We start from the raw sequence: 25,808 nt of genomic DNA on the forward strand, positions 1-25,808 counted from the left end.
GCAGACAGAAACCGGTGCCCTGGCGGACCGCTGTTTTTTGTAATGATTTGTAAGAGATTTGTTCCTTGCGGCCTGTGCAGGCGTATGATAAGCTGAAATCAGGACAAAGGGAAAACTTTCAGAAGAGGAGAGAGGGGAGAAAGAATGAGAAAATCTTTAAAAGCTCTGGCAGCGGCAGCGGCTGTTTTCCTGACTGCATGCGGCAGCAGCACAGGCGGCGCAGCAGCTCCGCCTGGTACAGCGTCCGTACAGGCAGAAACGAGAGAGCAGGAACAGACAAAACAGGAACAGACAAAACAGGAGCAGGGGGAGGTCACCGGCAGCTCAGAGGAAGAGGGGGCGGAGATAATCGGAGGGGCGGACGGTCCGACGGCAATTTTTATCGCACTGGAGGCGGACAGCGCCCAGGAGATAGAAAATTACCCATCTCTGAGGGAAATGGCAGGGGATACACAGATTGATCCGGACGGGGAGGGAAAAGTTTTTCTGGACAGCGTCCGGAGTGACGGAGTCTATGTCCTGGAAGAAAGCGGTGAGTGGAGTCCGAGAACGGATCAGATGGGAACTGCAGTAATTCACGGCCCCTTTGGAGTCATCCTGCTTCGGCATCGGGAGGACGGCTCCTGGCTGGCGGAACGCTCTGTGGATATGGCAGAGATGGAAAGCTCCTATATGGAGAGCGGGGACAATACAGAAGTGCTTCCGGCAGGAGGGGCGGTTTTTATTTCTGTAAGAGAACGCGGAAGCATCACGGCCATGTATGAGCTTGTCATGGAGAATGGGCAGCTCTTCCAGCTGGACGTATCTGCTATCGGAAGGGATGAGGCGGAGAGCCTGCTCCTTGCCATCCGGCAGGCGAATGAGAAATCAGGTATAACGTCTGCGGAAAAAGGAAAGGGTTCAGAGCCAGAGCCGGAGAGGAAAACGGCCATGAAAATTTATGACAGCGCCATGACTGCAGATGGAACGGAAGTATTCCTCTGCGCCGACGGGCCTGCGCTCACGGATTTCTGCCTGATGTGGAAGGACAGGGAAACAGGGGGTTATGTGACGGAGCCGGTTGTGTGGGAAGAGTAAAAGCTGCCAGGTTCGGAAAAAAGGCTGAGGGGCAGCGGGAAGGGGAAAACAGAAACAGGCATTGACCGGCAGGGAAAAACTAATTGCTTTTTACCTGCCGGTATGGTATAATCAGCTTTATATTATTAAATCAAGAAATAGATTTATAAATATATTGACGAATCACAGGTTTTATGGTATAGTAGACGGGCGAATGGAAGAGCCAGGTCTTTTTTTTATGCTCAAAAAAGCAGAGAAAAGCCTGAAAAATTTGAATTTATGTGGAGGTGGAAGTCGTGCGCACAAGAATCACACTGGCATGTACAGAATGCAAACAGCGTAACTACAACATGACCAAGGATAAGAAGACTCATCCAGACAGAATGGAAACGAAGAAGTACTGCAGATTCTGTAAGAGACATACGATGCACAAGGAAACAAAATAATTTCCGTGCCAGTATAAAGGATCAGGCATTCGCTTGAACATTTTGGAGGACAGAGAATGGGTGAGACAGGGAATACCGAGAAGGCTCAGAAGAAGAGCTTTTGGAAAGGCCTTGAGGCTGAGTACAAGAAGATAATCTGGCCTGACAAAGAAACCCTTCAGAAGGAGACAGCGGCTGTTATTGCAGGAGCTGTCGCTTTAGGTCTGATTATTGCAGCACTGGATACCGGAATCGTGTTCCTGCTGCACTATATCATCTAATAACAGGGGATAAGGTGAGATTATGTCAGAAGCGAATTGGTATGTAGTTCATACTTACTCAGGCTATGAAAACAAGGTTAAGGTAGACATTGAGAAGACCATCGAGAACAGAGGTCTTCAGGATCAGATCCTGGAGGTGTCCGTTCCCATGCAGGATGTAGTCGAGATCAAGAATGGAGCCCAGAAGCAGGTTGCCAAAAAGATGTTTCCCGGATATGTGCTCATTAACATGGTTATGAATGATGACACATGGTATGTAGTGCGTAATACCCGCGGTGTAACAGGTTTTGTTGGCCCGGGTTCCAAGCCGGTTCCTTTGACAGAGGATGAGATGGCAAATCTCGGCTTTAAACCAGCCGGAGTAGTTGTCGATTACGAGATTGGAGATGCGGTTGTCGTTATCTCCGGTGCCTGGAAGGATACCGTTGGTGTTATCAAGTCCATCAACGAGAACAAACAGACACTTGAAATTACCGTGGAAATGTTCGGCCGTGAGACACCGGTTGAGCTTAATTTCACAGAAGTTAAGAAGATGTAAGATGCGGCCTGTCATATCTGAGAGGCTCGTGGGAGGGTTCATCCCGCCATTACCACAATATTAGGAGGTGCCTTATCATGGCAAAGAAAGTAACAGGATACATTAAATTACAGATTCCTGCTGGTAAAGCAACACCAGCTCCGCCAGTTGGTCCGGCTCTCGGACAGCACGGCGTTAACATTGTACAGTTTACAAAAGAGTTCAACGCCAGAACAGCAGATCAGGGTGACCTGGTAATCCCGGTTGTCATCACTGTATATGCTGACAGAAGCTTCAGCTTTATTACAAAGACTCCGCCGGCTGCCGTTTTATTAAAGAAGGCATGCAAGCTGAAATCCGGCTCTGCAGTACCGAATAAGACAAAGGTAGCTACCATCTCCAAGGAAGAGGTCAGAAAGATTGCTGAGCTCAAGATGCCAGACTTAAATGCAGCAAGCATCGAGGCTGCTATGAGCATGATCGCCGGAACTGCAAGAAGTATGGGTATCACAGTAGAGGAGTAAGTTTTACTTACAATCTGCGGAAACGAGATGTTGAATTAGAAACGTGGGAGGGCAATCCCCGACAATACCACTAGGAGGTTATTTATAATGAAAAGAGGAAAAAGATACGTAGAGGCTGCTAAGTTAGTAGACCGTACAAATCTTTATGATGCATCCGAAGCTATCTCTATCGTTAAGAAGGCAGCAGGTGCTAAATTTGATGAAACTGTTGAAGCTCATATCAGAACCGGTTGTGACGGACGTCATGCTGATCAGCAGATCCGCGGCGCTGTAGTTCTTCCGCACGGAACAGGTAAGACAGTCAGAATCCTTGTATTCGCAAAGGGACCGAAGGCTGACGAGGCTCAGGCAGCAGGCGCTGATTACGTAGGAGCAGAGGAGTTAATCCCGAAGATCCAGAACGAGGGATGGCTTGACTTCGACGTAGTTGTAGCTACACCAGACATGATGGGCGTTGTTGGACGTTTAGGACGTGTACTTGGACCGAAGGGCTTAATGCCAAACCCGAAGGCCGGAACCGTTACTATGGACGTGACAAAGGCTATCAACGATATCAAGGCCGGTAAGATTGAGTACAGACTTGATAAAACAAATATTATCCACGTGCCAGTAGGAAAGGCTTCTTTCACAGAGGAGCAGTTAGCGGACAACTTCCAGACGCTTATCGACGCAGTTCTGAAGGCAAAGCCAGCTACATTAAAGGGCGCTTACTTAAAGAGCGTAACACTGACATCCACAATGGGACCAGGTGTGAAGTTAAACGTAGCAAAGCTTGTGAACTAATTGCGGCAGATAGAAGAGAGCGGATCCCTTTCGCCGGAGAAATCCGGGAAGGGCTCCGCTTTTTTTATAGGAAATTCCTCCGAATTTCCTATAATATAAAAAGCCCTGAAAAAATCAGCCAATCCCCGATTTTACTGCTTGACAACCACAAAAAAATATGCTATCTTACTTAAGTATTGACTGCCTAAGACAGCAGGTGCCGCAAGGCATAAGGTGAAAACGCCTGCCGAGGAAACGTACACTTACTGATGTAAACGGTGCCTCCCTGTCTCTGGCAGGGAGGCTTTTTCTGTAAGACTCCTGGCGGTTCATACGACGAAAATAATACAGGAGGTAAACCATTCATGGCAAAAGTTGAGTTAAAGCAGCCTATCGTTGCTGAGATCTCTGAGTTATTCAACGGCGCTAAGTCTGCTGTAGTTGTTGACTACCGTGGATTAACTGTTGAGCAGGATACACAGCTTCGTAAGCAGTTAAGAGAAGCTGGTGTTACTTACAAGGTATACAAGAACACCATGATTCGCTTTGCTGCAAAGGGAACAGAGTTTGAAGCTTTAGAGCCACATCTGGAAGGACCTACAGCTTTAGCTGTATCCAAGGAAGATGCTACTGCTCCGGCCAGAGTATTAGCTGAGTTTGCAAAGAAGGCAGACAAGTTAGAGTTAAAGGCCGGCGTTGTGGAAGGCACATATTACGATGAGAAGGGAATTCAGGTTATCGCTACTATCCCGTCCAGAGAAATTCTTCTCGGAAAGTTACTGGGAAGCATCCAGTCCCCGATCGCAAACTTTGCACGCGTTATCAACCAGATCGCAGAGGCAAAGGAGGCTTAATTCCATACATGAGAGAGGCTGCATAGCCGCGTGATGGAAGAGCCGTTCTGCAGCGTCAGAACTGCAGAAGCCGGGAATCCGGTATGAAAACATTTCATTAGAGAATAAATTATTAAACAGGAGGAAATTAAAATGGCAAAGTTAACAACAGCTGAGTTCATTGAGGCTATTAAAGAGTTATCCGTATTAGAGTTAAACGAGCTTGTAAAGGCTTGCGAGGAAGAGTTCGGTGTATCCGCAGCAGCAGGCGTTGTAGTTGCAGCAGCAGGCGGCGCAGCAGAGGCAGCTGAGGAGAAGACAGAGTTCGACGTAGAGCTGACAGATGTTGGCGCTAACAAGGTTAAGGTTATCAAGGTTGTTCGTGAGGCTACAGGTCTTGGCTTAAAGGAAGCTAAGGAAGTAGTTGACGGCGCTCCGAAGGTAGTTAAGGCTGGCGTTTCCAAGGAAGAGGCTGAGGACCTTAAGACAAAGTTAGAGGCAGAGGGAGCAAAGGTTACATTAAAGTAATCCATTGCCATTCTATAAACACTAAATGCATTACACACCGAAAGTCCAGAGTGTATGAAAGCACACTCTGGGCTTTTTCATATTATAGGAAATCCTCCGAATTTCCTATAATATGAAAAGCCCTGCCGGGCGGGATGCGCACGCCGCGCAGAGGAAAAAGGCTGCTTAAAGCAGCCGCGCGGCGGCGCGAAAAAGCAGGCAAGCCCCTAATGATTGAGGGAGTGGGGAGCTGAGGCGGGCCTGCCCACTTTCTTATTTACAGGAAATTCCTCAGAATTTCCGCAGATGAGATGGAGGACGGTAGAAAGGGAATGGGCAGGGCCGAACAGGCGGAGCCCTTTTGGCGCGCTGTTTAAACGGTAGGCAAAACATAAAAAGAAGGGATGGACAGAAATGAGGGTATCAGATGCGGTAAAAAACAGAGTTTCTCTGCGTGTCTATGATGACAGGCAGATTTCAGATGCGGATTTAGATCAGATTCTTGAGGCAGCTTCCCTTGCGCCTACGGCGGGAAACCAGCAGCTCTATTCCGTGATAGTAATTAAGAGCCGGGAGATGAAGGAAAAGCTGTCAGCAAGCTGTGACCATCAGCCGTTTATAGCCAAGGCTCCTGTTCTGCTCCTGTTTGTGGCGGATCAGCAGAAATGGTTTGATTATTACAGGCTGAAAGGCTGCAGGGAGTTTGCAGGCAGGGAGGAGGGGCTTGCCTGGGAGGAGCCCAATGAGGCGGATTTGCTGCTGTCCATCGAGGACACCATGATTGCAGCCCAGAATGCAGTGATTATGGCGGAATCACTGGGAATAGGCTCCTGCTACATCGGAGATATTCTGGAAAATTTCGAATATCACAGGGAGCTTTTCAGACTGCCCCAGCACGCGGTTCCCATTTCCCTGCTCTGCCTCGGATATTACAGGGAAGGCTACAGGCGGGTACACAGGGAACGATTTGACAGAAAGTATGTGGTGTTTGAGGAGACCTACCGGAGACTTTCCGATGAGGAGCTGGAGGATATGTTTGCCGGGAAGGCGGAGAGCTTCGTCAAAGGGCCGGCTGTCACGGCGGACAATTTTGCCCAGGCGTTTTATAAGAGAAAGACAGGCGCTGCTTTTTCAAAGGAGATGGCCCGATCGGTGAAGGCCATGCTTGAGGCGTATACGGGGAGAGGAAAACAGGAACAGCCGGACGGAAGGCAGTAAAGGCTCTGCCCGTCTGTGCTCACAGGCCTGACAGACGCAGAGAAGACACACAGGGAGATGAGAGAATGGAACAGAATGGTTTATCTGCAGAGAATTTTTCAGAGATGTTGAGGGAGAGCGACTGTCTTTTAATCGGAATCGGAGCAGAGTGGGAGACCGGGGCGGGCAGGCCCTCATCTCTCCAGCCGGAGCAGGCGAAAAGAGCTTACGAGGCATTGGGAGATATGGTGAAGGGAAAGGATTATTTTATTATCACCACGGTGACCGACGGAAAAGTCAGGGAGAGCTCCCTGGATCAGAGCCGTATTGTGGCGCCCTGCGGAAACGAGCAGTGGAAGCAGTGCAGCAGAGCCTGCACAAAGGACATATGGGAGCCGGGGGAGATTCCGGACGGTCTCTGTCCCCACTGCGGCGCGCCTCTGACGGGAAATACCATCCATGCGGAAACTTACATAGAGGAAGGGTATCTGCCTCAGTGGAAGGCCTACCAGGAGTGGCTGGGAAGGACACTGAACAGGAGGCTTCTGGCGCTGGAGCTGGGAGAGGACTTCCGGATGCCGAAGCTGATACGATGGCCTTTTGAAAAGACGGTATTTTTTAACAAAAAAGCGCATATGTACCGTGTGAACCAGACCTTTGCCCAGATTTCCGAAGAAATTGGAGAGCGGGCTGTCTCCATAAAGGAAAATTCTGTAGATTTCATTGTGAAGGCGGCAGAAGAGGCGGCAGGCTCCAGCCGATAGGGGAAAACGAAAATTTGCACTTTCCGATTGTTTATTCTGCCTGTCTGTGATAATATTTTTAGAGAAATAAAGGGCGTCAGGCACTACAGAAGTTTCAGGCTATGACTGATTGGGAAGGCACGGCGCAGACGAAAGAGAGGAAGCTTGAATGGGAGCGATCAGCAATGACTGGCTTGCGCCGCTCAGTGCGGAGTTTAGGAAGCCTTACTATAAAAAGCTGTATGAGACAGTGAAGCACGAATATGAAACAAGGGTGATTTATCCGGATGCCGATGATATTTTTAACGCCTTTGCGTTTACACCTCTTTCCAGGGTGAAGGTGGTCATTCTGGGGCAGGATCCCTATCACGGCCGCGGCCAGGCCCACGGGCTGTGCTTCTCCGTAAAGCCGGGAGTGGAAACGCCGCCCTCCCTGGTGAATATCTATCAGGAGCTTCACGACGATCTGGGCTGCTATATCCCCAACAATGGATATTTAAAGAAGTGGGCGGATCAGGGAGTCATGCTTCTGAATACGGTTCTCACTGTGCGCGCCCATCAGGCCAATTCCCACAGGGGAATCGGCTGGGAAGAGTTTACAGACGCGGCGATCCGGGCACTGAACGAGCAGGATCGCCCGATGGTGTTTATCCTGTGGGGAAGACCGGCGCAGATGAAGAAGCCGATGCTGACCAACCCGAAACACCTGATTCTGGAAGCACCCCATCCCAGCCCGCTCTCCGCATTCAGAGGATTTTTCGGAAGCAGGCCCTTCAGCCGCACCAACGAATATCTGAAGGAAAACGGAATCGAGCCCATTGACTGGCAGATCGAAAATATTTAGCAGAGAGGAAATGGTATGAGTTTTTTTGAGATTTTAAAAGTGCTTGTACTGGGAATTGTGGAGGGCTTTACGGAATGGCTTCCCATCAGCAGCACAGGCCATATGATTCTGGTGGATGAGATTATTCACCTGGACGTAAGCCAGGCATTCAGAGAAGTGTTTATGGTGGTGATTCAGCTGGGTGCGATTCTGGCTGTGGTGGTGCTGTATTTCCACAGACTGAATCCCTTCTCACCGCGAAAGACAGAAAACCAGAAGCGGGCGACCATCCGCCTCTGGATGAAGATAGTGGTGGCCTGTATTCCCGCAGCGATCATCGGAATTCCCTTTGACAACCTGTTAGATAAGCTTATGAACGGCTATGTGGTGTCGGCCATGCTGATTCTCTACGGCGTTTTCTTTATTCTGCTGGAAAACAGGAACCGGGGCGTGCAGTTCAGAATCCAGAGGGTGACACAGATTTCCTTCCGGACGGCTGCCTGCATCGGACTGTTTCAGGTTCTTGCCATGGTTCCCGGAACCTCCCGTTCCGGAGCGACAATCCTAGGGGCCATGCTGTTAGGCTGCTCAAGGGGGGCTGCGGCAGAGTTTTCCTTTTTCCTGGGAATCCCTGTCATGTTTGGCGCCAGCTTCTTAAAGATTATCAAATTTATATTTGTTGACGGAATGACCTTCCAGGCATATGAGGTGTTCTACCTGCTCTTTGGAATGGCAGTGGCCTTCGGCGTCTCTGTCTACTCCATTAAATTCCTGATGGAGTATGTAAAGCAGCATGATTTCAAGTTCTTCGGATATTACAGAATCGTGCTGGGAATCATTGTGCTTTCCTATTTCGGAATCTCTGCACTTGTGGCTGCTTAGAGATCCTTTGGGGAGAGAAACGGAAAAAAAGCAGGACAGAGAAAACTGTGTGCGAAAAAGAAGGGCGCAGGCTCTGTCTCCCTGTCCAGAATGGATTTCTGGGCAGGGAGACAGAGCCTGCGTTTTTATATGGGGCTGTCGCATCAATGATTAGAAAATCATAGATGCGGCAGCATCTTTTTGCTATTTTTAAGCCGAAATATTCACTTCTTTTATTCCGTTTCTATAAAAAGGCGAACTTTAATAAACCTTTTCTGAAAAAAGGTTCATTTTCAGGATTTACTTTTGAGCTGTCAAAATCAGGCGGTTTGTTTGAGTGGAAATAAATGACGCCCTGTCCTTCCTGCCTGAATCTTATGATGAAGTTTGTTTATGTTATACCCGATCGCCAGCAGGATACTCTGGGCGGTTACATTTGCATTCCCTCGATATAAATATCGTCTGAATTCCATATCCTCTTTGATGTTTGCAAAACTTCCCTCGGCCTGGATACTTCGGTTCATTCGGAGCTGTGTACCATAATCACTGGTAATCCGCTCCAATGTCTCCTGACGTTTTTCTTTCATTTTTTTCGAAACGTACAGTACTTTCTGGCGGTCTTCCATTGGTGTTTTGCAGTTGTTCCCCTTGATGCAGTCTGTTTTGAAAGGGCATCCGCTGCATCCGTTACTTCGATATACGGTAACGGTTCTCCGGTATCCACTGGCCGTCTTTTCTCTCTTTTCGTACTGCATCGTCAACACCTGTCCATTTTTACAGTAATAACAGTCCGCTTTCTCATCATATTTCATGTTTTCCATCCGCCCGATATCCTGACGGTATTTTCGGGGTTTGGAAATTTCATAGTTCTGGGGTTTGATATAGGCCAGCTGACCGTTTTCTTCGAGAAACAGGTAATTCTCTTCGCTTTCATATCCTGCATCTGCCACAATCTCCTGATATTTAAACGGAAGATACAACTCCATATCTTTCAGGAATGGGATCAAGGTCCTCGTATCCGTAGGCCGTGGACTGATATCCAGCCATGTGATGTATTCTGAATCCACTCCATGCTGAAGATTATAAGCCGGTTTCAGCTGCCCATTGAGCATGGCATCTTCTTTCATTCGCATAAAAGTCGCATCCGGGTCTGTTTTAGAATAACTGTTACGGTCTCCACAGACATAAAGCTTTTTATTGTACTCCTTCAGTTTTGCTATGTAAGTTTCCAGAGTTTCCAGCGATTTCTGAAGGTGTGTTTTTCGTCGTCCGGTTCCATGAACAAAGACAATCCCTTCCTCCTGCCTGATCCTGCACAGCTTTTTTCGCAGCCTTTTTAATGTGTGAAGAGAGACTTTCCCGTTATAAGCGATCCTGAAACCGTAAAGATTTTCACACTCTTCCACAAAGACAAGAATCTTATCGAATAGTTTTGCCTGATTTTTCGTAATGGCTTTTTTCCAGACAAAAGTATATTTATTCGCAACGGATTCTATTTTCGTTCCGTCAATAAAGATACTTTTCCCGGAAATCTCCCCAAGGGAATATAAGAGTTTCGACACCTCGGCCAATGTCTTTTTCGAGCATTGTGCGAAATGCAGAGAAATAAAACGTGCAAAGGTTGCATGGTCAGGTGCTGGTTTCCCTTCCAAAAGGTACATGAAGTTGATATCCCTGCGGCATGCAGTTTCGATATCCCGGCTGGAATAGATCCGATTCATGCTGGCGTAGACCATGATCTTAAACAGCTGTCTCGGTGTCGCCTGATTTTTCTTTATCTTTCCATAAGTCTGATAAAGATCGCTGAGTTCCATTCCCTCCACAAATGCACTCAGAAGACGGACCGGATCATCTGCCGGAATCAAAATTTCCACATCCAGCGGAAGTTTGATTTGATAGTACAGAGAAGATAAGGTATAATCTTTCTGTAGGATTTTATTTATTCGCATAAATAAATTTTACACCAAGAGCCAGGCCTTGCACAGACCTGGCTCTTATTCTCTGCAAAAAAGTGCTGCCGCACTAATTATTTAGTGCGACAGCCCCATATAAAAACGCTCCGCGGGGATCGCACTGGGTTGGAGAGGAAAATGTCGCTTTTGCGACCCGCCGCTTTGTTCTGGCATCGGAAAACGCTGGCGGGGGCATGTATATCTGGGAAGGGAGAACCGTATATTTAGACAAGGGAACTTTACGGCAGTAAGGAGGGACAGGAGTTGAAGAAACTGAGATTACAGGCAGGGGTACTGGCGGCTGTCCTGCTTGCAGATATTCTGCTGGCGGCCAATCTGGGGAGAGTGGTCTGGGAAGCGGGAGGGGGAGAAAGGGGAGAGATTTCTGCTGTCCCCGCTTCGGAGCGGGAGAATGGACCTGCCATTGATCCAAACCAGAAAAGCCCGTTTCTGGCTCTCACCTTTGATGACGGCCCCCACTCGTCCTGTACGGAGGAGCTGCTGGACGGGCTGAAAGACAGAGGGGTGAAGGCATCCTTTTTTCTGATGGGAGAAAATATTCCCGGCAACGAGAGACTGATTCAGAGGATGAAGGAGGAAGGCCATCTCATCGGGACCCACTGCTACAGCCACGTGGATCTGACCCGGGAGAGTATGGAGAGCGCAGTCAGCCAGATTGAGAAGACAAACGAGATGATTGAGGAGATTACAGGGACAAAGCCGGCTTATATAAGACCTCCATACGGGGCGTGGAATGAGGAACTGGAGGAGAAGGTTCAGATGACTCCTGTGTTCTGGGATATTGATACCTTGGACTGGAAGAGTCAGAACAGCGCAGCCGTCCTTGGGAAAATTGAAAGACAGGCGGGAAAGCACCAGATTGTGCTGATGCATGACACGTTTCCCTCCACCGTGAAGGCAGCCCTTGCGGCCATTGACACATTGAAGGAGCAGGGCTATACTTTTGTTACAGTAGACGAGCTGCTGATAGAATAGAGAAGCTCCTGGGAGCCGCCTATCAGTGAGCAGGTGAAGGGGAGAAAACCGCAATGGATTTATTTGACTATATGAGGAGCAGTACGATGGAGAAGGAGGCGCCGCTGGCCTCCCGCCTGCGCCCGTCCACCCTGGATGAGGTGGTGGGGCAGAAGCACATAATCGGGAAGGACAAGCTGCTGTATCGGGCGATCAAGGCAGATAAGCTGGGCTCAGTGATTTTTTACGGGCCGCCGGGAACTGGAAAGACAACGCTTGCGAGAGTGATTGCCAATACCACCAGCGCCCGCTTCACCCAGATTAATGCCACCACAGCGGGAAAAAAGGACATGGAGGAGGCGGTAAAGGAGGCCAAAGACGCTCTTGGAATGTACGGGCAGAAGACGATCCTTTTTGTGGATGAGATTCACCGTTTCAACAAGAGCCAGCAGGACTATCTTCTGCCCTTTGTGGAGGACGGAACCCTTATTCTCATCGGCGCAACCACGGAAAATCCTTATTTTGAGGTGAACGGAGCTCTGATTTCCCGATCCAGGATCTTTGAGCTGAAACCTCTTGAAAAGGGAGATATCATAGAGCTGATGAGGCGGGCTGTGGCGGATCATGAAAAGGGGATGGGAATGTACCGGGCAGTTCTGGAACAGGAGGCTGAGGAATTTCTGGCAGAGGCGGCAAACGGGGATGCGAGGGCTGCCCTGAATGCGGTGGAGCTGGGCGTCCTTACCACAGAGCGCAGGGAGGACGGGCTCATCCACATTGACCTGGCCGTGGCCCAGGAGTGCATCCAGAAGCGGGCTGTGCGCTACGACAAGGGGGGAGACAACCACTACGATACGATATCTGCCTTTATCAAGAGTATGAGAGGCTCGGATCCGGACGCTGCAGTCTATTATCTGGCCAGAATGCTCTACGCGGGGGAGGATATCAAGTTTATTGCCAGGAGAATTATGATCTGCGCCTCAGAGGACGTGGGAAATGCAGATCCCCAGGCTCTCTGTGTGGCTGTCAGCGCATCCTTGGCGGTGGAGCGGGTTGGAATGCCGGAGGCGCAGATTATTCTCGCCAATGCCGCAACCTATGTGGCCAGCGCCCCCAAAAGCAATTCGGCAGTCAAGGCCATAGAAGCTGCCATGAACGCAGTTAAGACAAGACCTCTGGGCCCGGTTCCTGTGCATCTTCAGGACCGCCACTACAGCGGTGCCGCCGCTCTGGGACGGGGGCTTGATTATAAGTATGCCCATGATTACCCCTATCACTATGTGAAGCAGCAGTATCTTCCGGATGGAATGGAGGACGCTGTATTCTATGAGCCCTCAGAAAACGGATATGAAAAGCAGATAGGGGAAAGGCTTGCTTTCCTGAGGAGCCTGTCCGGGGAGGAAAGTGAGACGGACACAAAAGGGAAAGAATAAATAAAAGGAAAAGCAGCTGCCTTCTGAAATGAGGGCGGCTTTTTTTACTCCACGCTCTGATAACGCCAAAGGGGAAAAATAAATGCAGGAAAAATGAACCAGCCTGCCTGCAGAATGCTCTTATAGACAGGTGCACCAAAACGGGAAGGAGAGCAGAGGACTTGAGAGAAACAGAACTTGTAGAACGGTTTGCGGCCGGAGATAGGGAGGCGTTTGACGCGCTGTATGAACTTTATAAGGATCAGGCCTTCCGAACCGCATGGTTTCTGGCCGGAAACCGGGCGGATGCGGAGGATATTGTCCAGGATACCTTTGTCAAGGTATATGTGAATATCGGACAGCTTAAAGATGCAGGAGGCTTCAAGAGCTGGTTTTACAGGATTCTCACAAGGACGGCCTGGAAACAGTCAGAGGGCAGAAGGCGGGAATTTCCCGACAGCGAGATACTGACTCACGCAGACGCATCCTCAGATATACAGACCGATCTGACTCCCGAACGTCTTCTTAAGGAGGAAGAACGCCAGAGGATCAGGGACGCGGTGGACCGTCTGGATGAAAAACACAGAACGGTGCTGATTCTCTACTATTTCAACGAATTTTCCACCAGGACGATTGCCCGCATCATGGGCTGCCTGGAGGGAACGGTGAAATCAAGGCTGTTTACGGCGCGAAGAAAAATCAGGGCAGAGCTTATGAGTGAGCCGGGAAAGGAGGGAGTTGTCTGTGAACAGGGAAACGGACGGAAGGTTAAAGGAGTTTTTTGAGAGGGAAGCGGGAAAAATGACAGCCCCTGACAGCCTGAAAGACCGGATTGACAGGGAGCTTGCCGTGATTGACAGCATGAGGGAGAATGAAGAGCATTCAGAAAGAAAGGGTTCAGATATGAGATTCAAAAAGAGAAAACTGGTTTTGGCGGCAGCGGCGGTTATGATGATAGGAAGCATTACCTGTATTGCAGCAGGAAAAATGGCAGGCTCCATGGTCGGCAGCAGCCATCTGACAGAGGTGAGAGAGTACAGCGGGCTGGCGGATGCAGAGAAAAAGACAGGGCTTGAGACGGGAATGCCGGAGAGCTTTTCAAACGGCTATCAGTTCCAGTATGTGAACACGGGAGACGGGGCTGCTGTGGATGCAGACGGAAACCCGATCCCGGGAACCGAGTACACCGATATCTTTGTGAGCTACGAGAAGGATGGGAATGAAATTCTGGCTTCTGTCACACCGAAGCTTAAGGGGATGGAAGAATCGTCAGAGGGAATGCCCGAGGCCAAGGAGGTGCGCGAGATTGGAGGAGTCTCTGTAAGCTATCTGGAAACTACGATGAAGGTTGTGCCGCCGGACTATGAGCTGACGGAGCAGGACAAAAAGGATATGGAGAATCCGAACTTCGGCATTTCCTACGGTTCCGACGAGGTGAAGGTGCAGGAGGTTCACTCCATGGAGTGGAGGACAGAGGATCAGGCGTACAGTCTGGTGGACATCACAGGCACCGCCGGGGCTGAGGAGATGTTTTCTATGGCGGAAGAGATCATAGAAGGAAAGTAGATGAAAGAACTGGAAGGAGAGATCCAGACAGATTTGAAAATCCAGCCGGGAACAGAAAACAGTGAGGGGCATTTATCCGGCCTCTCACTGTTTTTGCAAGTGAATCCAAACATGTGAAAGGGGCTGTAAAATAACAGAAAGTATGATATACTAAAACAAACTGTGCTTTTTTGCCTGCGGGACAGCTCCGGGCAGGAACCGACTCTGGGATAGGGCAGACAGTTCTGCAGGCTGAAGGAAGCAGACAGGGGTTTATTCCACCTGCCCGATCCACAGGAGAGATAAACCGTATAAAAATGAAAGACAGAACAGAAAGGAACCTTCCATTGAATACACATACTGAAGCAGGAGCCAATGCAATTTCCGTCAAGAATGTGACAAAGATCTACCGTCTGTATGACAAGCCCATTGACAGGCTCAAGGAATCCTTAAGCGTTACCCATAAAAACTACCATAAGGATTTCTATGCCCTTCAGAATCTTTCTTTTGACGTGAAAAAGGGGGAGACGGTGGGGATTATCGGAACCAACGGTTCAGGAAAATCCACGATCCTGAAGATTATCACTGGGGTACTTACCCCCACCTCCGGCGAAGTCATGGTGGACGGAAAGATATCGGCCCTTCTGGAGCTGGGAGCCGGCTTTAACCAGGATTATACAGGAATTGAGAACATTTACATGAACGGAACCATGATGGGCTTTTCCAAGAAGGAGATGGATGAAAAGCTCCCGGACATACTGGAGTTTGCAGACATCGGAGACTTTGTCTACCAGCCGGTCAAGACCTACTCGAGCGGTATGTTTGTCCGCCTGGCCTTTGCCCTGTCCATCAATGTGGAACCGGAGATCCTGATCGTAGATGAGGCTCTGTCCGTAGGAGACGTGTTCTTCCAGTCTAAATGCTACCGCCGTATGGACGAGCTGAGAAAGAGCGGAACCACCATTGTCATGGTAACCCACGATATGGGAAGCGTGATCAAGTACTGCGACAAGGTAGTGCTGTTAAACCGCGGTGAGTTCGTAGCTGAGGGCCCGGCCGGAAAGATGGTGGATCTCTACAAGAAGATTCTGGCAGGCCAGCTGGATTCCCTGAATGAGGAGCTGTCACAGATGAACGATTTCTCCGGAGACAGCGCGGTGAGCAGCACAGACACAGCCGGACAGAAGGAAGAAGACGGCTCAGAGCAGCATCAGAAGGGACTGATGAAGGATAAGATCACAATTAATGCAAACCGTACCGAGTACGGCGACGGCCGCGCGGAGATTGTAGATCTGGGCCTGTTCGACGAGAGGGGAAATCTGACAAACCTGCTGCTAAAGGGCGAGATGTTTACGATCAAGGAGAAAATCCGTTTCAGCACAGAGATCCAGGCGCCGATTTTCACTTACACCATCAAAGATAAAAAGGGTACGGATCTGACGGGAACCAACACCATGTTTGAGGGAACGGACATTAAGCCTGTGAAGCGGGGAGATGTCTATGAGGTCTCCTTCAGGCAGAAGATGACGCTGCAGGGCGGGGAGTACCTGCTCTCCATGAGCTGTACCGGCTTTGAGAACGGCGAGCATGTGGTGTATCACCGCCTTTACGATGTGGCCAATATTACGGTTATCTCCAACAAGAACACGGTGGGTGTCTATGATATGGAGTCCCAGGTGGAGACAAAGCTCACGCCGGCAAACGCGGATGCATAAAACGTCAGCCATAGCCTGAGGGTGGCCGGATGAATGCAGAGAAATGCAGAGAAAAGGAGAACAAAAAATCACTATGAAAGATCTGAATCAGAAGGTTATTTCTCTGATAGATAAATATGGAAATGATTACAGGAGTGCTCTGAGGGCCCATGTGAACCTGGAATATTTCATGGCTCTTTCCCCACTCAGAGAAAACCTGCTCGAGTGGTATGAGTTTCGCAGGGACGCATCACTTCTTCAGGTAGGCGCCGATTTCGGAGCCCTGACAGGCCTTTTCAGGCAGCGGGTGAACCATGTGGAGGTGTGGGATGAGTCAGAGGAAAGCCTGGATGTGGTGAGAGCCCGGTTCCCGGAGGTAAAAAAGGAGGCAGAACAGCCTTCCGCCTCCTGCGCCCTTTCTCTCACCAGTGAGCCCCTTGAGAAGATCGCGGCCGCAGGGAAGCGATATGACTATGTGGTCTGTGCCGGAAGCCTCAGAGAGCCGGTCAGTGAGTGGGCAGAGCTTTTAAAATCCCTCTTAAAGCCGGGGGGAACACTGCTCCTTGCGGCCTGCAACCGCTTTGGCCTGAAATATTTTGCCGGAGCCCCAAGAGATTCGGTGAGCGTCATGAGAGGACAGCTTGCGGGACTGTTCCCTGGCTGTGAATTTTACTATCCCATGCCGGATTACAGGGTGCCTTCTGTGATCTATTCGGACCGCTGTCTGCCGGCGAGGGGAGAGCTTGCAGGAATGCATCCCCTGTATGACTTCCCGGAGTACCCTTTCACGGACGTGGGAGCAGATTTTGAGGCGGCCTGCGAGGACGGACAGTTTGGAAATTTTGCGGATTCCTTCCTCATCATCTGGGAAAAAGGAGAGTAGACCATGGCAGAAACCATTTATGTAAAATACAACAGGACGAGGCGGGAGCCCTTCCAGATCAAGACGGCCATTCTCTCAGAGGATGGGAAGCGGGCGGTAGATAAGACTGCCCTCTCCCCCGAAGGGGAGGCGCACATCCGTTCCTTTGAAGAAAAATACCGCCTGCTCTCAGAAGAGAGCGGCGTTCTCTCCTACCTGAAACCAGAGCTGAGGGACGGAGGAAGGACGGCGAGATTTGAATTTCTGACGGGAGTGACTCTGGCAGAGCGCCTGAAGGAGAGAATTTCTGAAATTGCTCAGAGAGGGGAGTCAGGCAGCGAGGAGGACAGCAGAAAAAAGGATGTCATCTCAGCCGTGGAGGAAGCGCTTCACGTCGCCGTCTCCTGCCGGCCGGAGTTTATCAGCCCCTTTGCGGTGACACCTGAATTTCTGGAGGTGTTTGGCAGGGCGCAGGCAGATAAAGCCGGTGAAGGAAAGCAGGAAGCGGAGCTTTCCGACCTGGATTTTGAGAAGGAAAGCCTGGCCTTTCGAACATCGAATGTGGATGCCCTCTTTGAAAATGTTATGCTCTGTACAGAGAGGGGGAAGGGAAAAGAAGAAGAGGCAGGACAGCCTAAGCCCCTGATAAGCCAGGAGGAAGTACCGCTGGCCCTCGACTATGAATGGGTATTTTCCTTTCCTGTGCCGGAGAGCTTCCTTCGGTACAGAGCGCTGTTTTATTTCTATGATTCCTGCAGGGAAGAGCTGCAGGAGCTGTTTGGGGACAGAGAACGGTTTTTATCGGAATTTTCCATTACCCCGTCCATGATTTCTGTTTACGAGAGAATGGAACACTCTTTCCAATTCTATGTCCACGGGGAAAATCAGGAAATTTTCCTGGAAAACTACTACGTTTCCACGAAACCCGTGAAGGATTTAAGGCAGATGGCTAAGGAGTTTTACCAGGCCAAGGACAGGATTGAGCAGCTGAAGGCAGAGCTTTCCGAAAAAGAAATCGCCCTCAGAAAGGGCCAGGAGGTTCAGCGGCTGACCAACAACCATGTGGCGAATCTGGAAGTGATCATCGGAGATCTGCGCCGGGAAGTGGGAGAGATGGGAAAGACCCTGACCTACTTAAACAGACACGAAGCCATCATCTTTAAGGTGAAGAGGAAGCTTGGCCAGGCCTTTAACAGGGCAGTGCCAAAGGGAACGGTGAAGCGCAAGAAGCTGGGATATGTGAAAAATACCATCCTCCACCCGGCCAGATATTTCAGGATGTATACGACTGCGGAGGGAAAGAACCGGATCAAAGGCCATTTTGAGATCGGTGACGAGTATCTGGCCCACGGAAAGGTAGTTTTCCCCAGAACGGAGCATCCGAAGGTGTCCATCGTGATTCCGGTATACAATCAGATTCACTATACCTACCTGTGTCTGGTTTCTATTTTAGAACACACGAAGGATGTGAGCTATGAGGTAATCATTGCCGACGATGTGTCTGCAGACGCCACAGAGCACCTGTCTGAGTTTGCGGAGAATATCGTGATCTGCCGGAACAAGACGAACCAGGGCTTTTTAAGAAACTGCAACCAGGCGGCAAAGGCGGCCAGGGGTGAGTATATTATGTTTCTGAACAATGATACCCAGGTGACGGAGGGCTGGCTCAGCTCCCTGGTAAACCTAATCGAGTCGGATGAAACCATCGGAATGGTGGGTTCCAAGCTGGTTTACCCGGACGGAAGGCTTCAGGAAGCCGGAGGCATTATCTGGAGCGACGGCTCCGGATGGAATTACGGACGGCTGGACGACCCGAACAAGGCAGAGTACAACTATGTGAAGGATGTGGACTACATCTCAGGGGCGGCCATCCTGCTCTCCACAAAGCTCTGGAAACAGATTGGAGGCTTTGACGAGCGGTTTGCGCCTGCCTACTGTGAGGATTCGGATCTGGCCTTTGAGGTGAGAAAGGCAGGCTACCGGGTGGTTTACCAGCCTCTCTCCAAGGTGATCCATTTTGAGGGAATTTCCAATGGAACCGACGTCAATGGAAGCGGTTTAAAGCGCTATCAGGTAGAGAACAGCGAGAAACTCAAAGAAAAGTGGAAGGATGAGCTGAAAAAGCAGTGCGTCAACACGGGAAATCCCAATCCGTTCCGGGCCAGAGAGCGCAGCCAGGGAAAGAAAATCATTCTGGTGGTGGACCACTATGTGCCTACCTTTGACAGGGATGCGGGATCCAAGACCACCTTCCAGTACCTGAAAATGTTCCTTAAGAAAGGGTATGTGGTGAAGTTCCTGGGAGACAACTATCTCCACGAGGAGCCCTATTCCACCGTTCTTCAGCAGATGGGAATCGAGATCCTCTACGGCCCGGAGTATGTGACAGGGATCTGGGACTGGCTGGATAAGAACGGCAGCGAGATCAGCGCGGCCTATTTAAACAGGCCCCACATTGCCACCAAGTATGTGGACTATATTGCAGAACACACAGATATGAAGATTATCTTCTACGGCCATGATCTCCACTTCCTGAGAGAGTTCAGGGAGTTTGAGCTGACAGGGGATCCGGCAAAGAAGAGGGAGTCTGATTACTGGAAATCCATTGAGTTTACACTGATGCGCAAGGCTGCGGTTTCCTATTACCCTTCTGAGGTGGAGATAGAGGCAATCCATGAGGTTGACGATACGGTGAACGCGAAGGCCATCACAGCCTACGTCTATGAAGAATTTTTAGACAGCCTGAATCTGGACTTTGAGAAGAGGGAGGGGCTTCTGTTTGTGGGAGGCTTCGCCCACCCGCCGAATGCAGATGCAGTGCTGTGGTTTGCGAAGGAAGTATTCCCGCTTATCAGGGCAAGGCTTAAGGTTAATTTCTATGTGGTCGGTTCTAAGGTGACAGAGGAAATCAAGGCCCTGGAACAGCCGGGAAACGGAATTATCGTAAAAGGATTCGTCAGCGAGGAGGAGCTTTCTGAGCTTTATCGGAGCTGCCGCCTGGTGGTGGTTCCGCTGCGCTACGGCGCCGGCGTCAAGGGCAAGGTGGTGGAGGCCATCTACAACGGTGCGCCGATTGTCACAACCTCAGTGGGAAGCGAGGGAATCCCCGGCGTCGAGGAGGTTCTCGAGGTCAGGGATCAGCCGGAGGATTTTGCGTCCGCAGTTGTCAGGCTCTACGACGATACAGAAAAGCTCCGGGAGATGGCAGAAAAGACACAGGATTATATTAAAAACCATTTCAGCATTGACGCAGCCTGGGAGGTTATCAGGGAGGACTTTGAAGGATGACGGCAGAACGATCAGAAGCAGGAGGTACAGGACTTACAAGAGAGCAGATCAAGTACATTGCCATAGCTGCCATGACAGTGAACCACATCGGGACAGGGCTGCTCCCCGATGGCCTTGTAAAGACAGTTATGCAGGATATCGGATACTTTACGGCCATCGTCATGTGCTTTTTTCTGGCAGAGGGATTCCGGTACACAAGCTCTAAAAGACGGTACGGTTTAAGGCTCCTGCTGTTTGGCTTTATTTCACAGATCCCGTTTTTTATGGCCTTCGGATATCCTGTTCTGAATATGATGTTTACTCTGTTTCTGTGCTTTCTGCTGTTAGTTATCAGGACAGATGAGCGCTTTGCCGGAAAAAGGCTGGTACCTGGGCTTCTGGTAGTATTTCTCAGCAGTTTTTGTGACTGGCCGTTTCTGGCTCCTGTCTTTACACTCCTGTTCTACAATGCAGGAACAGACTGGGAGGAGAGGAAAAAGGCCTGCGGATTTGTGGTGATTTTGTACCTGATTTTCACCTTTGTGAGTACCTGCGGCACAGTCTACGGGGCAGCACAGGCTCTGCTCAGGGCTGTCTGCAGTGCCGTCGCCCCTGCGGCAGCCTGCCTCACAATCCTGTTTCTCTACAATGGAAAAGAGAATTCAGGAAAGGGCAGCAGGACATGGGGAAAATGGTTCTTTTATATTTACTATCCGGCCCACCTGCTTCTCATCGGGATTGTGAGGACAGCGGCGGGAGTATGATATGGCGGCTGAAGATGATGTGCCGGCTAGAAATTTTTCAGAGGATTGATCTTAATGAAAGTCTGAGGGCAGATAAGCGGAATGCTTATCTGCCTTTTGTCTTTTAAAGCTATTGTTTTTTAAAGCTATTGTTTTTAAAGCTTTTGTTTTCTGCTGAAAAAGAACAGAGGGCCTGCACAGGGAAGATACTCTCAGGGGAATGGCGCTAAGGAGTCTGCATACAGAAAATTACTTATTTTTTACCTGGATTTCGAGAATCCAACCATGGCAGTTTACAAAAGAATGGTACCATTGAGATAACAGTTCAGACCTTTGGCTGTCCTTACAGAGGACCAGGGAATTTCCAGTATTTCTGCCTGCAGAACGGCTATGGCAGCAGGGGTATCCTCTGCGGGAAGACAGTGGTTCTGCCGGCTTTCTGAAAATCAGGAATTAAGCGCGTCAGGGAAACACAAAAAACAGGGCAGGCAAAAGCTTGGAAGGCGGACTGTAAGCTGTTGACACATCCGGCTGAGCCGGAGGACAAATATGCAGGAAACAGCCTTTTGTCATACATCATAACAGATGTATCCCCAAAGCGCAGACAGGGACGAAAGGGGATTTGACAGGGGCTGTGACGGGAAAGGGTCATTCAATGATTAAAACCTATGTGCTGGACACAAATGTGCTGATTCAGGCTCCAGATGCCCTGAGGTGTTTTGAGGACAATCAGGTAGTTCTGCCTCTGGCAGTTCTGGAGGAACTGGACAATCTGAAAAAGGCGGAGGGGGAGCGGGGCGCTAACGCCAGAGCAGCGATCCGCCTTTTAGAGAGACTCAGAGGAGCGGGAGACCTGACAAAGGGAGTGGAGCTGGAGAACGGAGGGAGCCTGCGGGTGGAAAAGAATTTCATCGATGTGAAGCTCCCGGAGGATCTGCCGGAGGACCGGATGGACAACCGGATTCTGAAGATCTGCCTGGGTCTTTCCCAGACAGAGGAGAGGCAGGTCGTCCTGGTGACCAAGGACATTCTTCTCCGGATTAAGGCTCAGATGATCGGAATCAGGGCAGAGGACTTTACCTCAGAGCAGGTGCGGGAGGATACGGATCAGTACAGAGGCAGGACGGACGTCTTTGTGTCAGAGGAAAACTTTCGGGAATTTAAGAAAAAAGGAATTCCCTTAAAAGAAGTTTACAGAGTGGACGGGGAAGGAAGAAAGCTGAATCCGGAGTTTTTTGAGAACGAGTTTGTGATTCTCCACAATGAGATGTCCCCTGACAAGACGCAGCTGGGGCGGGTAGAAAATGAAAAAATCAGGAAGCTGGAATACAAAAAGAGCAGGCCTTACGGAATTAATCCGAGGAATGCGGGGCAGTACTTTCTTCAGGAGGCTTTAATGCAGCCGGCAGAAAAGGCTCCTCTCGTTATCGTCAAGGGGATGGCCGGCACCAGCAAGACCTTCTACGCGCTGGCAGTAGGGCTTGAAAAGCTGCTGAATCACCCGACAGGAGAGTACCGGAGAATCCTGATCTGCAGGCCCAACGCCCAGTTTGATGACGACATCGGCTTTCTTCCAGGCGATGAGAAGGAGAAGATTTCCCCTCTTCTCAGGCCCATTATGGACAATTTAGAGCAGCTTATCGATTCAGACGAGGAGAGTCGGTATGAAGATGAGAGAGAGCTTCAGGGGAAAATCGATGAGATTTTTGAGAGAGGGCTGATTCAGGCGGAGGCATTAAATTTTATCAGAGGGCGCTCGATTGTGAAAACATACCTGATTATTGACGAGGCCCAGAATATGACGCCGCGCCAGGCAAAGGGAATCATTACAAGGGCCGGAAAGGACACGAAGGTGATTCTTCTCGGGGATCCAAACCAGATAGACAGACCCTTCCTGGACGAGAGGACAAACGGGCTCAGCTATGCGTCAGAGCATATGAAGGGAAGTCCTCTCTGCTGGCAGGTATCCATGAAGGCCTCTGAGTGCGAGCGATCAAAGCTTGCCATGGATGCCGTTCAGAGAATGGGCTAAATTTTAGAAGCCGTGTGAAAAGCGCCGAACCCGTACGGGAGAATGACAGTACAGGCGTTTCGGACGGCAGGAGAGCGACAAACAAAAGATGTAAGAAGGCAGTAGAATGAGTGAAAAGGAAAAGAAGAACAAAAAATTGAAAAGTGAAAAGAACGGAAAGTCAGCAGAGAATGCCGGGAGAGAAAGGGAGAAAAAAACGGTAAATTTTCAAACAGATGTGAAGATAAAAAATAGAGTGAAAGAGAAAACAAAGGACAGGAGAGCCGAAAAGCCGGAATACCTGAGGGAAGGCAGACAGAGTGAAATACCGGCTGAGGCTGTGTGGGAGCGGAATAGAGAGGAACCCCTCACCTTCCGGCAGATACGCAAAAATGAGGAGGTAAATGTCCTGATAGAGAGGGGAAACGAGGTTCTGGGAGCTCTCGGCTATACGGAACACTCCATTGCCCACGCAGTCAAAACGGCCAGCACGGCGGGAATGATACTGAGCAAGCTGGGCTACAGCGAGAGGGAGGCTGAGCTGAGCAGAATTGCAGGCTTTATGCACGATATCGGAAACAGTGTAAACCGCCACGATCACGCTCATAGCGGCGCCATTCTGGCATGGCAGATACTGAGGGAGGAGGGTATGTCCCTGAAGGAAGCAGCCGTGATAGCGTCTGCGATTGGAAATCACGATGAGGAAACGGGGACAGCGGTGGATCCCATTTCAGCGGCTCTGATTCTCGCGGACAAGACGGATGTCAGGAGAAACCGGGTCAGAAACCGTGTGAAAGCCACCTTTGATGCCCATGACAGGGTAAATTATGCAGTTCTGTCCTCCAGTCTGGAGATACAGAAGGAGAAAAAGGTGATCCAGATGGAGATGGAGCTGGATGACTCCATGTGCTCCGTCATGGACTATTTTGAAATTTTTCTTCAGCGGATGCTGATGTGCCGCCGGGCGGCGGAGGTTCTCGGATGCCGCTTTAAGCTGATAGCAAACGGGAGCAAGGTCTGCTGACGAAGCAGGGGCACAGCGCTGCCCCGTTTCTCCCTATTTCCCCCATTTCCCCAAACCGCCTTGTAGCCCGAGGAAGGAAATGGTATAATGACCGCAGAGCGGTTTCAGCATTTACTTCTGAAATCCGGGCGCTAAATTCCGCCGGAGGCAGCATAACCGGAGGATAGGCAATAATGGCTTTTGACAAATGAGGGGAAATGGAGAGTGTGAAATGAAGCAGTTTATAAAAGAGGCGGGAGAGACAGGCAGAGAGCTGAGACAGTGGCTGGGACAGAACCTCAGGCTCTGTCTTTTTACTGTGCTTGTTTGTGCCGTATGCCATACGGCGCTTCTGGTAAACAGCCAGGATATCCTGACAGATACAGAATATTATATCATGGAGTGGAGGGATTCTGTTAAGACCTTTGTGGGGCTTGGAAGATTCGGCCTTCTGTTTACAAAGCTGCTCTTCAGGATGGACGGCTACACGCCTTTTCTTTTTATTCTGTTTATGATGGGAGCCATGATTCTCACCTGCCTCGCCTTTGATTTTTTCCTGGCTCAGGGGATGCAGGGAAAGAATAGCCTGCTTTTTTATGCCTTCAATGCCCTCTACCTGACGAGTCCGGTATTTCCTCACCAGTTCTATTTCGGATTCCAGGCCTTTGAGGTGGCGTTTGCCTTTCTGCTCTGTGTGACAGCAGCCTTCTGCGCCTTCTCCTGGGCCTGGTTTGGAAAAAGCCCATGGTGGTGTGTGCCGGCGGCAGGACTGATGATATGGGGATTTTCCACCTATCAGGTACTGGTTCCGTTTTATATTGCAGTCAATGCATCCGTCTTTGTCCTTTACTACCTGGAGGATCAGGGAAAAAGAAGGGACGGCAGGGGGCTGTTTTCTGTCTGCATCCGGCTGGCGGCCATGTTTGCAGCCGGACTTGCGGGATATCTGATTCTGGCCAGGGTGTCCGCAGCCCTGCTCAGCCACATGGCAGGGACGGGAAAGCTGTTTCAGACCTATTCCAGATGGGGCAGTATGGAACTGTCCGGCATAGCTGCGGGAATCCGGCAGGATCTGGTCAGAGTCCTCGCCCATGAACTGCCGGCCTACAGCCGCTTTTATCTTCCGGTGACAGTGCTGTTTTTCCTTCTGTGTCTCTTTAGAGGCTGGAGGGCTGAGAAGAAGGGAAAGGTATTCCTGCTGCTTGCTGCCGCCGTCACGGTGCTCTCCACATTTTTCATGACCTTTGTGGTGGGGGGCCCCCAGATTCTCCGGGCTCAGCTGGTCTATCCCTTCGTTCTGGCGTTCTGCAGCGCGGCTCTTGTGAAGCTGGTGGGAGACAGGAAAATCCTGACGGCCCTGCTCTGTGTATTTTTCCTGTTTTCGGGACTGGAGCAGACAAAGACTGCTAACCGCTATTATGAGGCCATGCATCTGACGGCTCTTCAGGATCAGATGCTGGCGGAGAAGATCTACGCCCAGACACAGAGTGTCCGGGATCCGGCTGACGAGAAAGCGGTGCCCTTCGTGTTCATCGGCGGCAGGAAGGCAGTGGAGACTCCTTCCAACAGGCTGAAGTGGGATGCCCTGGGAGCGTCGATTTTTGAGACAGATCCCACCACGAGAATTGGAAGCGTGCGCATCGTCTGCCTGATGAACAGCCTGGGGCTTCCGGCTTCCTACCCGACAGACAGCCAGTATGCCCGCGCTAAAGAGCTTTCCCGGGACATGCCGTGTTATCCGGCAGAAGGTTCCATCCTGTTTGAGGAGGGGATGATCATTGTCAAGCTGTCGGAATAGGAGGAAAATTTTATCAG

Annotated in this window: 24 protein-coding genes and 1 other annotated feature; of the genes, 23 read left to right on the plus strand and 1 reads right to left on the minus strand. The window is 50.2% G+C overall.

Annotation, left to right across the window (positions count from 1 at the left end; genetic code table 11):
• The first annotated feature begins 144 nt into the window (after nt 1-144).
• From LK436_RS05680 to LK436_RS05735, 12 genes are all read left to right on the plus strand, one after another.
• Nucleotides 145-1,077, plus strand: a complete 933-nt coding sequence (locus tag LK436_RS05680; RefSeq protein ID WP_008399564.1) for a hypothetical protein — start codon at nt 145-147, stop codon at nt 1,075-1,077.
• Between the two features lie 275 nt (nt 1,078-1,352).
• Nucleotides 1,353-1,502 carry a 50S ribosomal protein L33 gene (gene rpmG, locus LK436_RS05685; protein WP_022346358.1) on the plus strand — a complete coding sequence of 50 codons (150 nt, stop codon included), beginning with the start codon at nt 1,353-1,355 and terminating at the stop codon, nt 1,500-1,502.
• 56 nt (nt 1,503-1,558) lie between these two features.
• Nucleotides 1,559-1,762 carry a preprotein translocase subunit SecE gene (gene secE / locus LK436_RS05690; RefSeq protein ID WP_008399567.1) on the plus strand — a complete coding sequence of 68 codons (204 nt, stop codon included), beginning with the start codon at nt 1,559-1,561 and terminating at the stop codon, nt 1,760-1,762.
• A 22-nt stretch (nt 1,763-1,784) separates the two neighbouring features.
• Complete coding sequence (gene nusG / locus LK436_RS05695; protein WP_008399569.1) at nt 1,785-2,300, plus strand: transcription termination/antitermination protein NusG; 516 nt, start codon at nt 1,785-1,787, stop codon at nt 2,298-2,300.
• Between the two features lie 77 nt (nt 2,301-2,377).
• The gene (gene rplK, locus LK436_RS05700; RefSeq protein WP_008399571.1) at nt 2,378-2,803 is read left to right on the plus strand and encodes a 50S ribosomal protein L11; all 426 of its coding nucleotides are present in this window, start codon (nt 2,378-2,380) and stop codon (nt 2,801-2,803) included.
• A gap of 87 nt (nt 2,804-2,890) precedes the next feature.
• On the plus strand, nt 2,891-3,586 hold the full coding sequence (gene rplA, locus LK436_RS05705; protein WP_008399572.1) for a 50S ribosomal protein L1: 696 nt from the start codon (nt 2,891-2,893) through the stop codon (nt 3,584-3,586).
• A gap of 165 nt (nt 3,587-3,751) precedes the next feature.
• Nucleotides 3,752-3,885 (plus strand) — a sequence feature (ribosomal protein L10 leader region).
• 45 nt (nt 3,886-3,930) lie between these two features.
• Nucleotides 3,931-4,419, plus strand: coding sequence for a 50S ribosomal protein L10 (rplJ, locus tag LK436_RS05710; RefSeq protein WP_008399574.1), 489 nt, complete (start codon nt 3,931-3,933; stop codon nt 4,417-4,419).
• 132 nt (nt 4,420-4,551) lie between these two features.
• The gene (rplL, locus tag LK436_RS05715; RefSeq protein ID WP_008399578.1) at nt 4,552-4,926 is read left to right on the plus strand and encodes a 50S ribosomal protein L7/L12; all 375 of its coding nucleotides are present in this window, start codon (nt 4,552-4,554) and stop codon (nt 4,924-4,926) included.
• A 393-nt stretch (nt 4,927-5,319) separates the two neighbouring features.
• Complete coding sequence (locus LK436_RS05720; RefSeq protein WP_008399580.1) at nt 5,320-6,123, plus strand: nitroreductase family protein; 804 nt, start codon at nt 5,320-5,322, stop codon at nt 6,121-6,123.
• A 65-nt stretch (nt 6,124-6,188) separates the two neighbouring features.
• Entirely contained in the window at nt 6,189-6,866 is a 678-nt protein-coding gene (locus LK436_RS05725; protein WP_008399582.1) for a hypothetical protein, read from the plus strand.
• A gap of 148 nt (nt 6,867-7,014) precedes the next feature.
• Nucleotides 7,015-7,689: a uracil-DNA glycosylase gene (locus LK436_RS05730; RefSeq protein ID WP_008399583.1), complete on the plus strand. Its 675-nt coding sequence runs from the start codon at nt 7,015-7,017 to the stop codon at nt 7,687-7,689.
• A 15-nt stretch (nt 7,690-7,704) separates the two neighbouring features.
• Entirely contained in the window at nt 7,705-8,550 is an 846-nt protein-coding gene (locus LK436_RS05735) for an undecaprenyl-diphosphate phosphatase (protein ID WP_008399585.1), read from the plus strand.
• A gap of 299 nt (nt 8,551-8,849) precedes the next feature.
• Here the strand turns inward: LK436_RS05735 and LK436_RS05740 are convergent, their stop codons facing one another.
• The gene (locus LK436_RS05740) at nt 8,850-10,478 is read right to left on the minus strand and encodes an IS1182 family transposase (RefSeq protein WP_008394701.1); all 1,629 of its coding nucleotides are present in this window, start codon (nt 10,476-10,478) and stop codon (nt 8,850-8,852) included.
• Between the two features lie 267 nt (nt 10,479-10,745).
• On the opposite strand from LK436_RS05740, the gene LK436_RS05745 reads away from it, so the two are divergent.
• The 11 genes from LK436_RS05745 to LK436_RS05795 all read left to right on the plus strand — a co-directional run bounded on the left by LK436_RS05745 (nt 10,746) and on the right by LK436_RS05795 (nt 25,791).
• A complete protein-coding gene (locus tag LK436_RS05745; RefSeq protein ID WP_008399473.1) occupies nt 10,746-11,477 on the plus strand; it encodes a polysaccharide deacetylase family protein in 732 nt (243 codons plus the stop codon).
• A gap of 53 nt (nt 11,478-11,530) precedes the next feature.
• Nucleotides 11,531-12,889 carry a replication-associated recombination protein A gene (locus LK436_RS05750; protein WP_008399471.1) on the plus strand — a complete coding sequence of 453 codons (1,359 nt, stop codon included), beginning with the start codon at nt 11,531-11,533 and terminating at the stop codon, nt 12,887-12,889.
• A gap of 161 nt (nt 12,890-13,050) precedes the next feature.
• The gene (locus LK436_RS05755; protein ID WP_008399469.1) at nt 13,051-13,653 is read left to right on the plus strand and encodes an RNA polymerase sigma factor; all 603 of its coding nucleotides are present in this window, start codon (nt 13,051-13,053) and stop codon (nt 13,651-13,653) included.
• Nucleotides 13,613-14,434 carry a hypothetical protein gene (locus LK436_RS05760; protein WP_021965443.1) on the plus strand — a complete coding sequence of 274 codons (822 nt, stop codon included), beginning with the start codon at nt 13,613-13,615 and terminating at the stop codon, nt 14,432-14,434. The genes LK436_RS05755 and LK436_RS05760 overlap by 41 nt, the downstream gene beginning before the upstream one ends.
• A gap of 296 nt (nt 14,435-14,730) precedes the next feature.
• Complete coding sequence (locus LK436_RS05765) at nt 14,731-16,128, plus strand: ABC transporter ATP-binding protein (RefSeq protein WP_015574727.1); 1,398 nt, start codon at nt 14,731-14,733, stop codon at nt 16,126-16,128.
• A gap of 73 nt (nt 16,129-16,201) precedes the next feature.
• Nucleotides 16,202-16,990, plus strand: coding sequence for a class I SAM-dependent methyltransferase (locus tag LK436_RS05770; protein ID WP_015574728.1), 789 nt, complete (start codon nt 16,202-16,204; stop codon nt 16,988-16,990).
• A gap of 3 nt (nt 16,991-16,993) precedes the next feature.
• The gene (locus tag LK436_RS05775; RefSeq protein WP_008399462.1) at nt 16,994-20,257 is read left to right on the plus strand and encodes a glycosyltransferase; all 3,264 of its coding nucleotides are present in this window, start codon (nt 16,994-16,996) and stop codon (nt 20,255-20,257) included.
• Complete coding sequence (locus tag LK436_RS05780) at nt 20,254-21,000, plus strand: TraX family protein (protein WP_008399461.1); 747 nt, start codon at nt 20,254-20,256, stop codon at nt 20,998-21,000. Before LK436_RS05775 ends, LK436_RS05780 begins: the two co-directional genes overlap by 4 nt.
• Nucleotides 21,001-21,634: 634 nt before the next feature.
• Entirely contained in the window at nt 21,635-23,011 is a 1,377-nt protein-coding gene (locus tag LK436_RS05785; protein ID WP_191445245.1) for a PhoH family protein, read from the plus strand.
• Between the two features lie 106 nt (nt 23,012-23,117).
• Nucleotides 23,118-24,014: an HD domain-containing protein gene (locus tag LK436_RS05790; RefSeq protein WP_008399455.1), complete on the plus strand. Its 897-nt coding sequence runs from the start codon at nt 23,118-23,120 to the stop codon at nt 24,012-24,014.
• Between the two features lie 211 nt (nt 24,015-24,225).
• Entirely contained in the window at nt 24,226-25,791 is a 1,566-nt protein-coding gene (locus LK436_RS05795; RefSeq protein WP_227910176.1) for a glucosyltransferase domain-containing protein, read from the plus strand.
• Nucleotides 25,792-25,808 lie beyond the last annotated feature (17 nt).

Source organism: Clostridium sp. M62/1 (assembly GCF_020736365.1).
Taxonomy (GTDB): domain Bacteria; phylum Bacillota; class Clostridia; order Lachnospirales; family Lachnospiraceae; genus Otoolea; species Otoolea saccharolyticum_A.

Excerpts from the sequence above, each read along its gene's own strand:
- LK436_RS05680 (WP_008399564.1), top strand. The coding sequence starts at position 145 with ATGAGAAAATCTTTAAAAGCTCTGGCAGCGGCAGCGGCTGTTTTCCTG.
- secE (WP_008399567.1), top strand. The coding sequence starts at position 1,559 with ATGGGTGAGACAGGGAATACCGAGAAGGCTCAGAAGAAGAGCTTTTGG.
- nusG (WP_008399569.1), top strand. The coding sequence starts at position 1,785 with ATGTCAGAAGCGAATTGGTATGTAGTTCATACTTACTCAGGCTATGAA.
- rplK (WP_008399571.1), top strand. The coding sequence starts at position 2,378 with ATGGCAAAGAAAGTAACAGGATACATTAAATTACAGATTCCTGCTGGT.
- rplA (WP_008399572.1), top strand. The coding sequence starts at position 2,891 with ATGAAAAGAGGAAAAAGATACGTAGAGGCTGCTAAGTTAGTAGACCGT.
- rplJ (WP_008399574.1), top strand. The coding sequence starts at position 3,931 with ATGGCAAAAGTTGAGTTAAAGCAGCCTATCGTTGCTGAGATCTCTGAG.
- rplL (WP_008399578.1), top strand. The coding sequence starts at position 4,552 with ATGGCAAAGTTAACAACAGCTGAGTTCATTGAGGCTATTAAAGAGTTA.
- LK436_RS05720 (WP_008399580.1), top strand. The coding sequence starts at position 5,320 with ATGAGGGTATCAGATGCGGTAAAAAACAGAGTTTCTCTGCGTGTCTAT.
- LK436_RS05725 (WP_008399582.1), top strand. The coding sequence starts at position 6,189 with ATGGAACAGAATGGTTTATCTGCAGAGAATTTTTCAGAGATGTTGAGG.
- LK436_RS05730 (WP_008399583.1), top strand. The coding sequence starts at position 7,015 with ATGGGAGCGATCAGCAATGACTGGCTTGCGCCGCTCAGTGCGGAGTTT.
- LK436_RS05735 (WP_008399585.1), top strand. The coding sequence starts at position 7,705 with ATGAGTTTTTTTGAGATTTTAAAAGTGCTTGTACTGGGAATTGTGGAG.
- LK436_RS05740 (WP_008394701.1), bottom strand. The coding sequence starts at position 10,478 with ATGCGAATAAATAAAATCCTACAGAAAGATTATACCTTATCTTCTCTG.
- LK436_RS05750 (WP_008399471.1), top strand. The coding sequence starts at position 11,531 with ATGGATTTATTTGACTATATGAGGAGCAGTACGATGGAGAAGGAGGCG.
- LK436_RS05765 (WP_015574727.1), top strand. The coding sequence starts at position 14,731 with ATGAAAGACAGAACAGAAAGGAACCTTCCATTGAATACACATACTGAA.
- LK436_RS05770 (WP_015574728.1), top strand. The coding sequence starts at position 16,202 with ATGAAAGATCTGAATCAGAAGGTTATTTCTCTGATAGATAAATATGGA.
- LK436_RS05775 (WP_008399462.1), top strand. The coding sequence starts at position 16,994 with ATGGCAGAAACCATTTATGTAAAATACAACAGGACGAGGCGGGAGCCC.
- LK436_RS05780 (WP_008399461.1), top strand. The coding sequence starts at position 20,254 with ATGACGGCAGAACGATCAGAAGCAGGAGGTACAGGACTTACAAGAGAG.
- LK436_RS05785 (WP_191445245.1), top strand. The coding sequence starts at position 21,635 with ATGATTAAAACCTATGTGCTGGACACAAATGTGCTGATTCAGGCTCCA.
- LK436_RS05790 (WP_008399455.1), top strand. The coding sequence starts at position 23,118 with ATGAGTGAAAAGGAAAAGAAGAACAAAAAATTGAAAAGTGAAAAGAAC.
- LK436_RS05795 (WP_227910176.1), top strand. The coding sequence starts at position 24,226 with ATGAAGCAGTTTATAAAAGAGGCGGGAGAGACAGGCAGAGAGCTGAGA.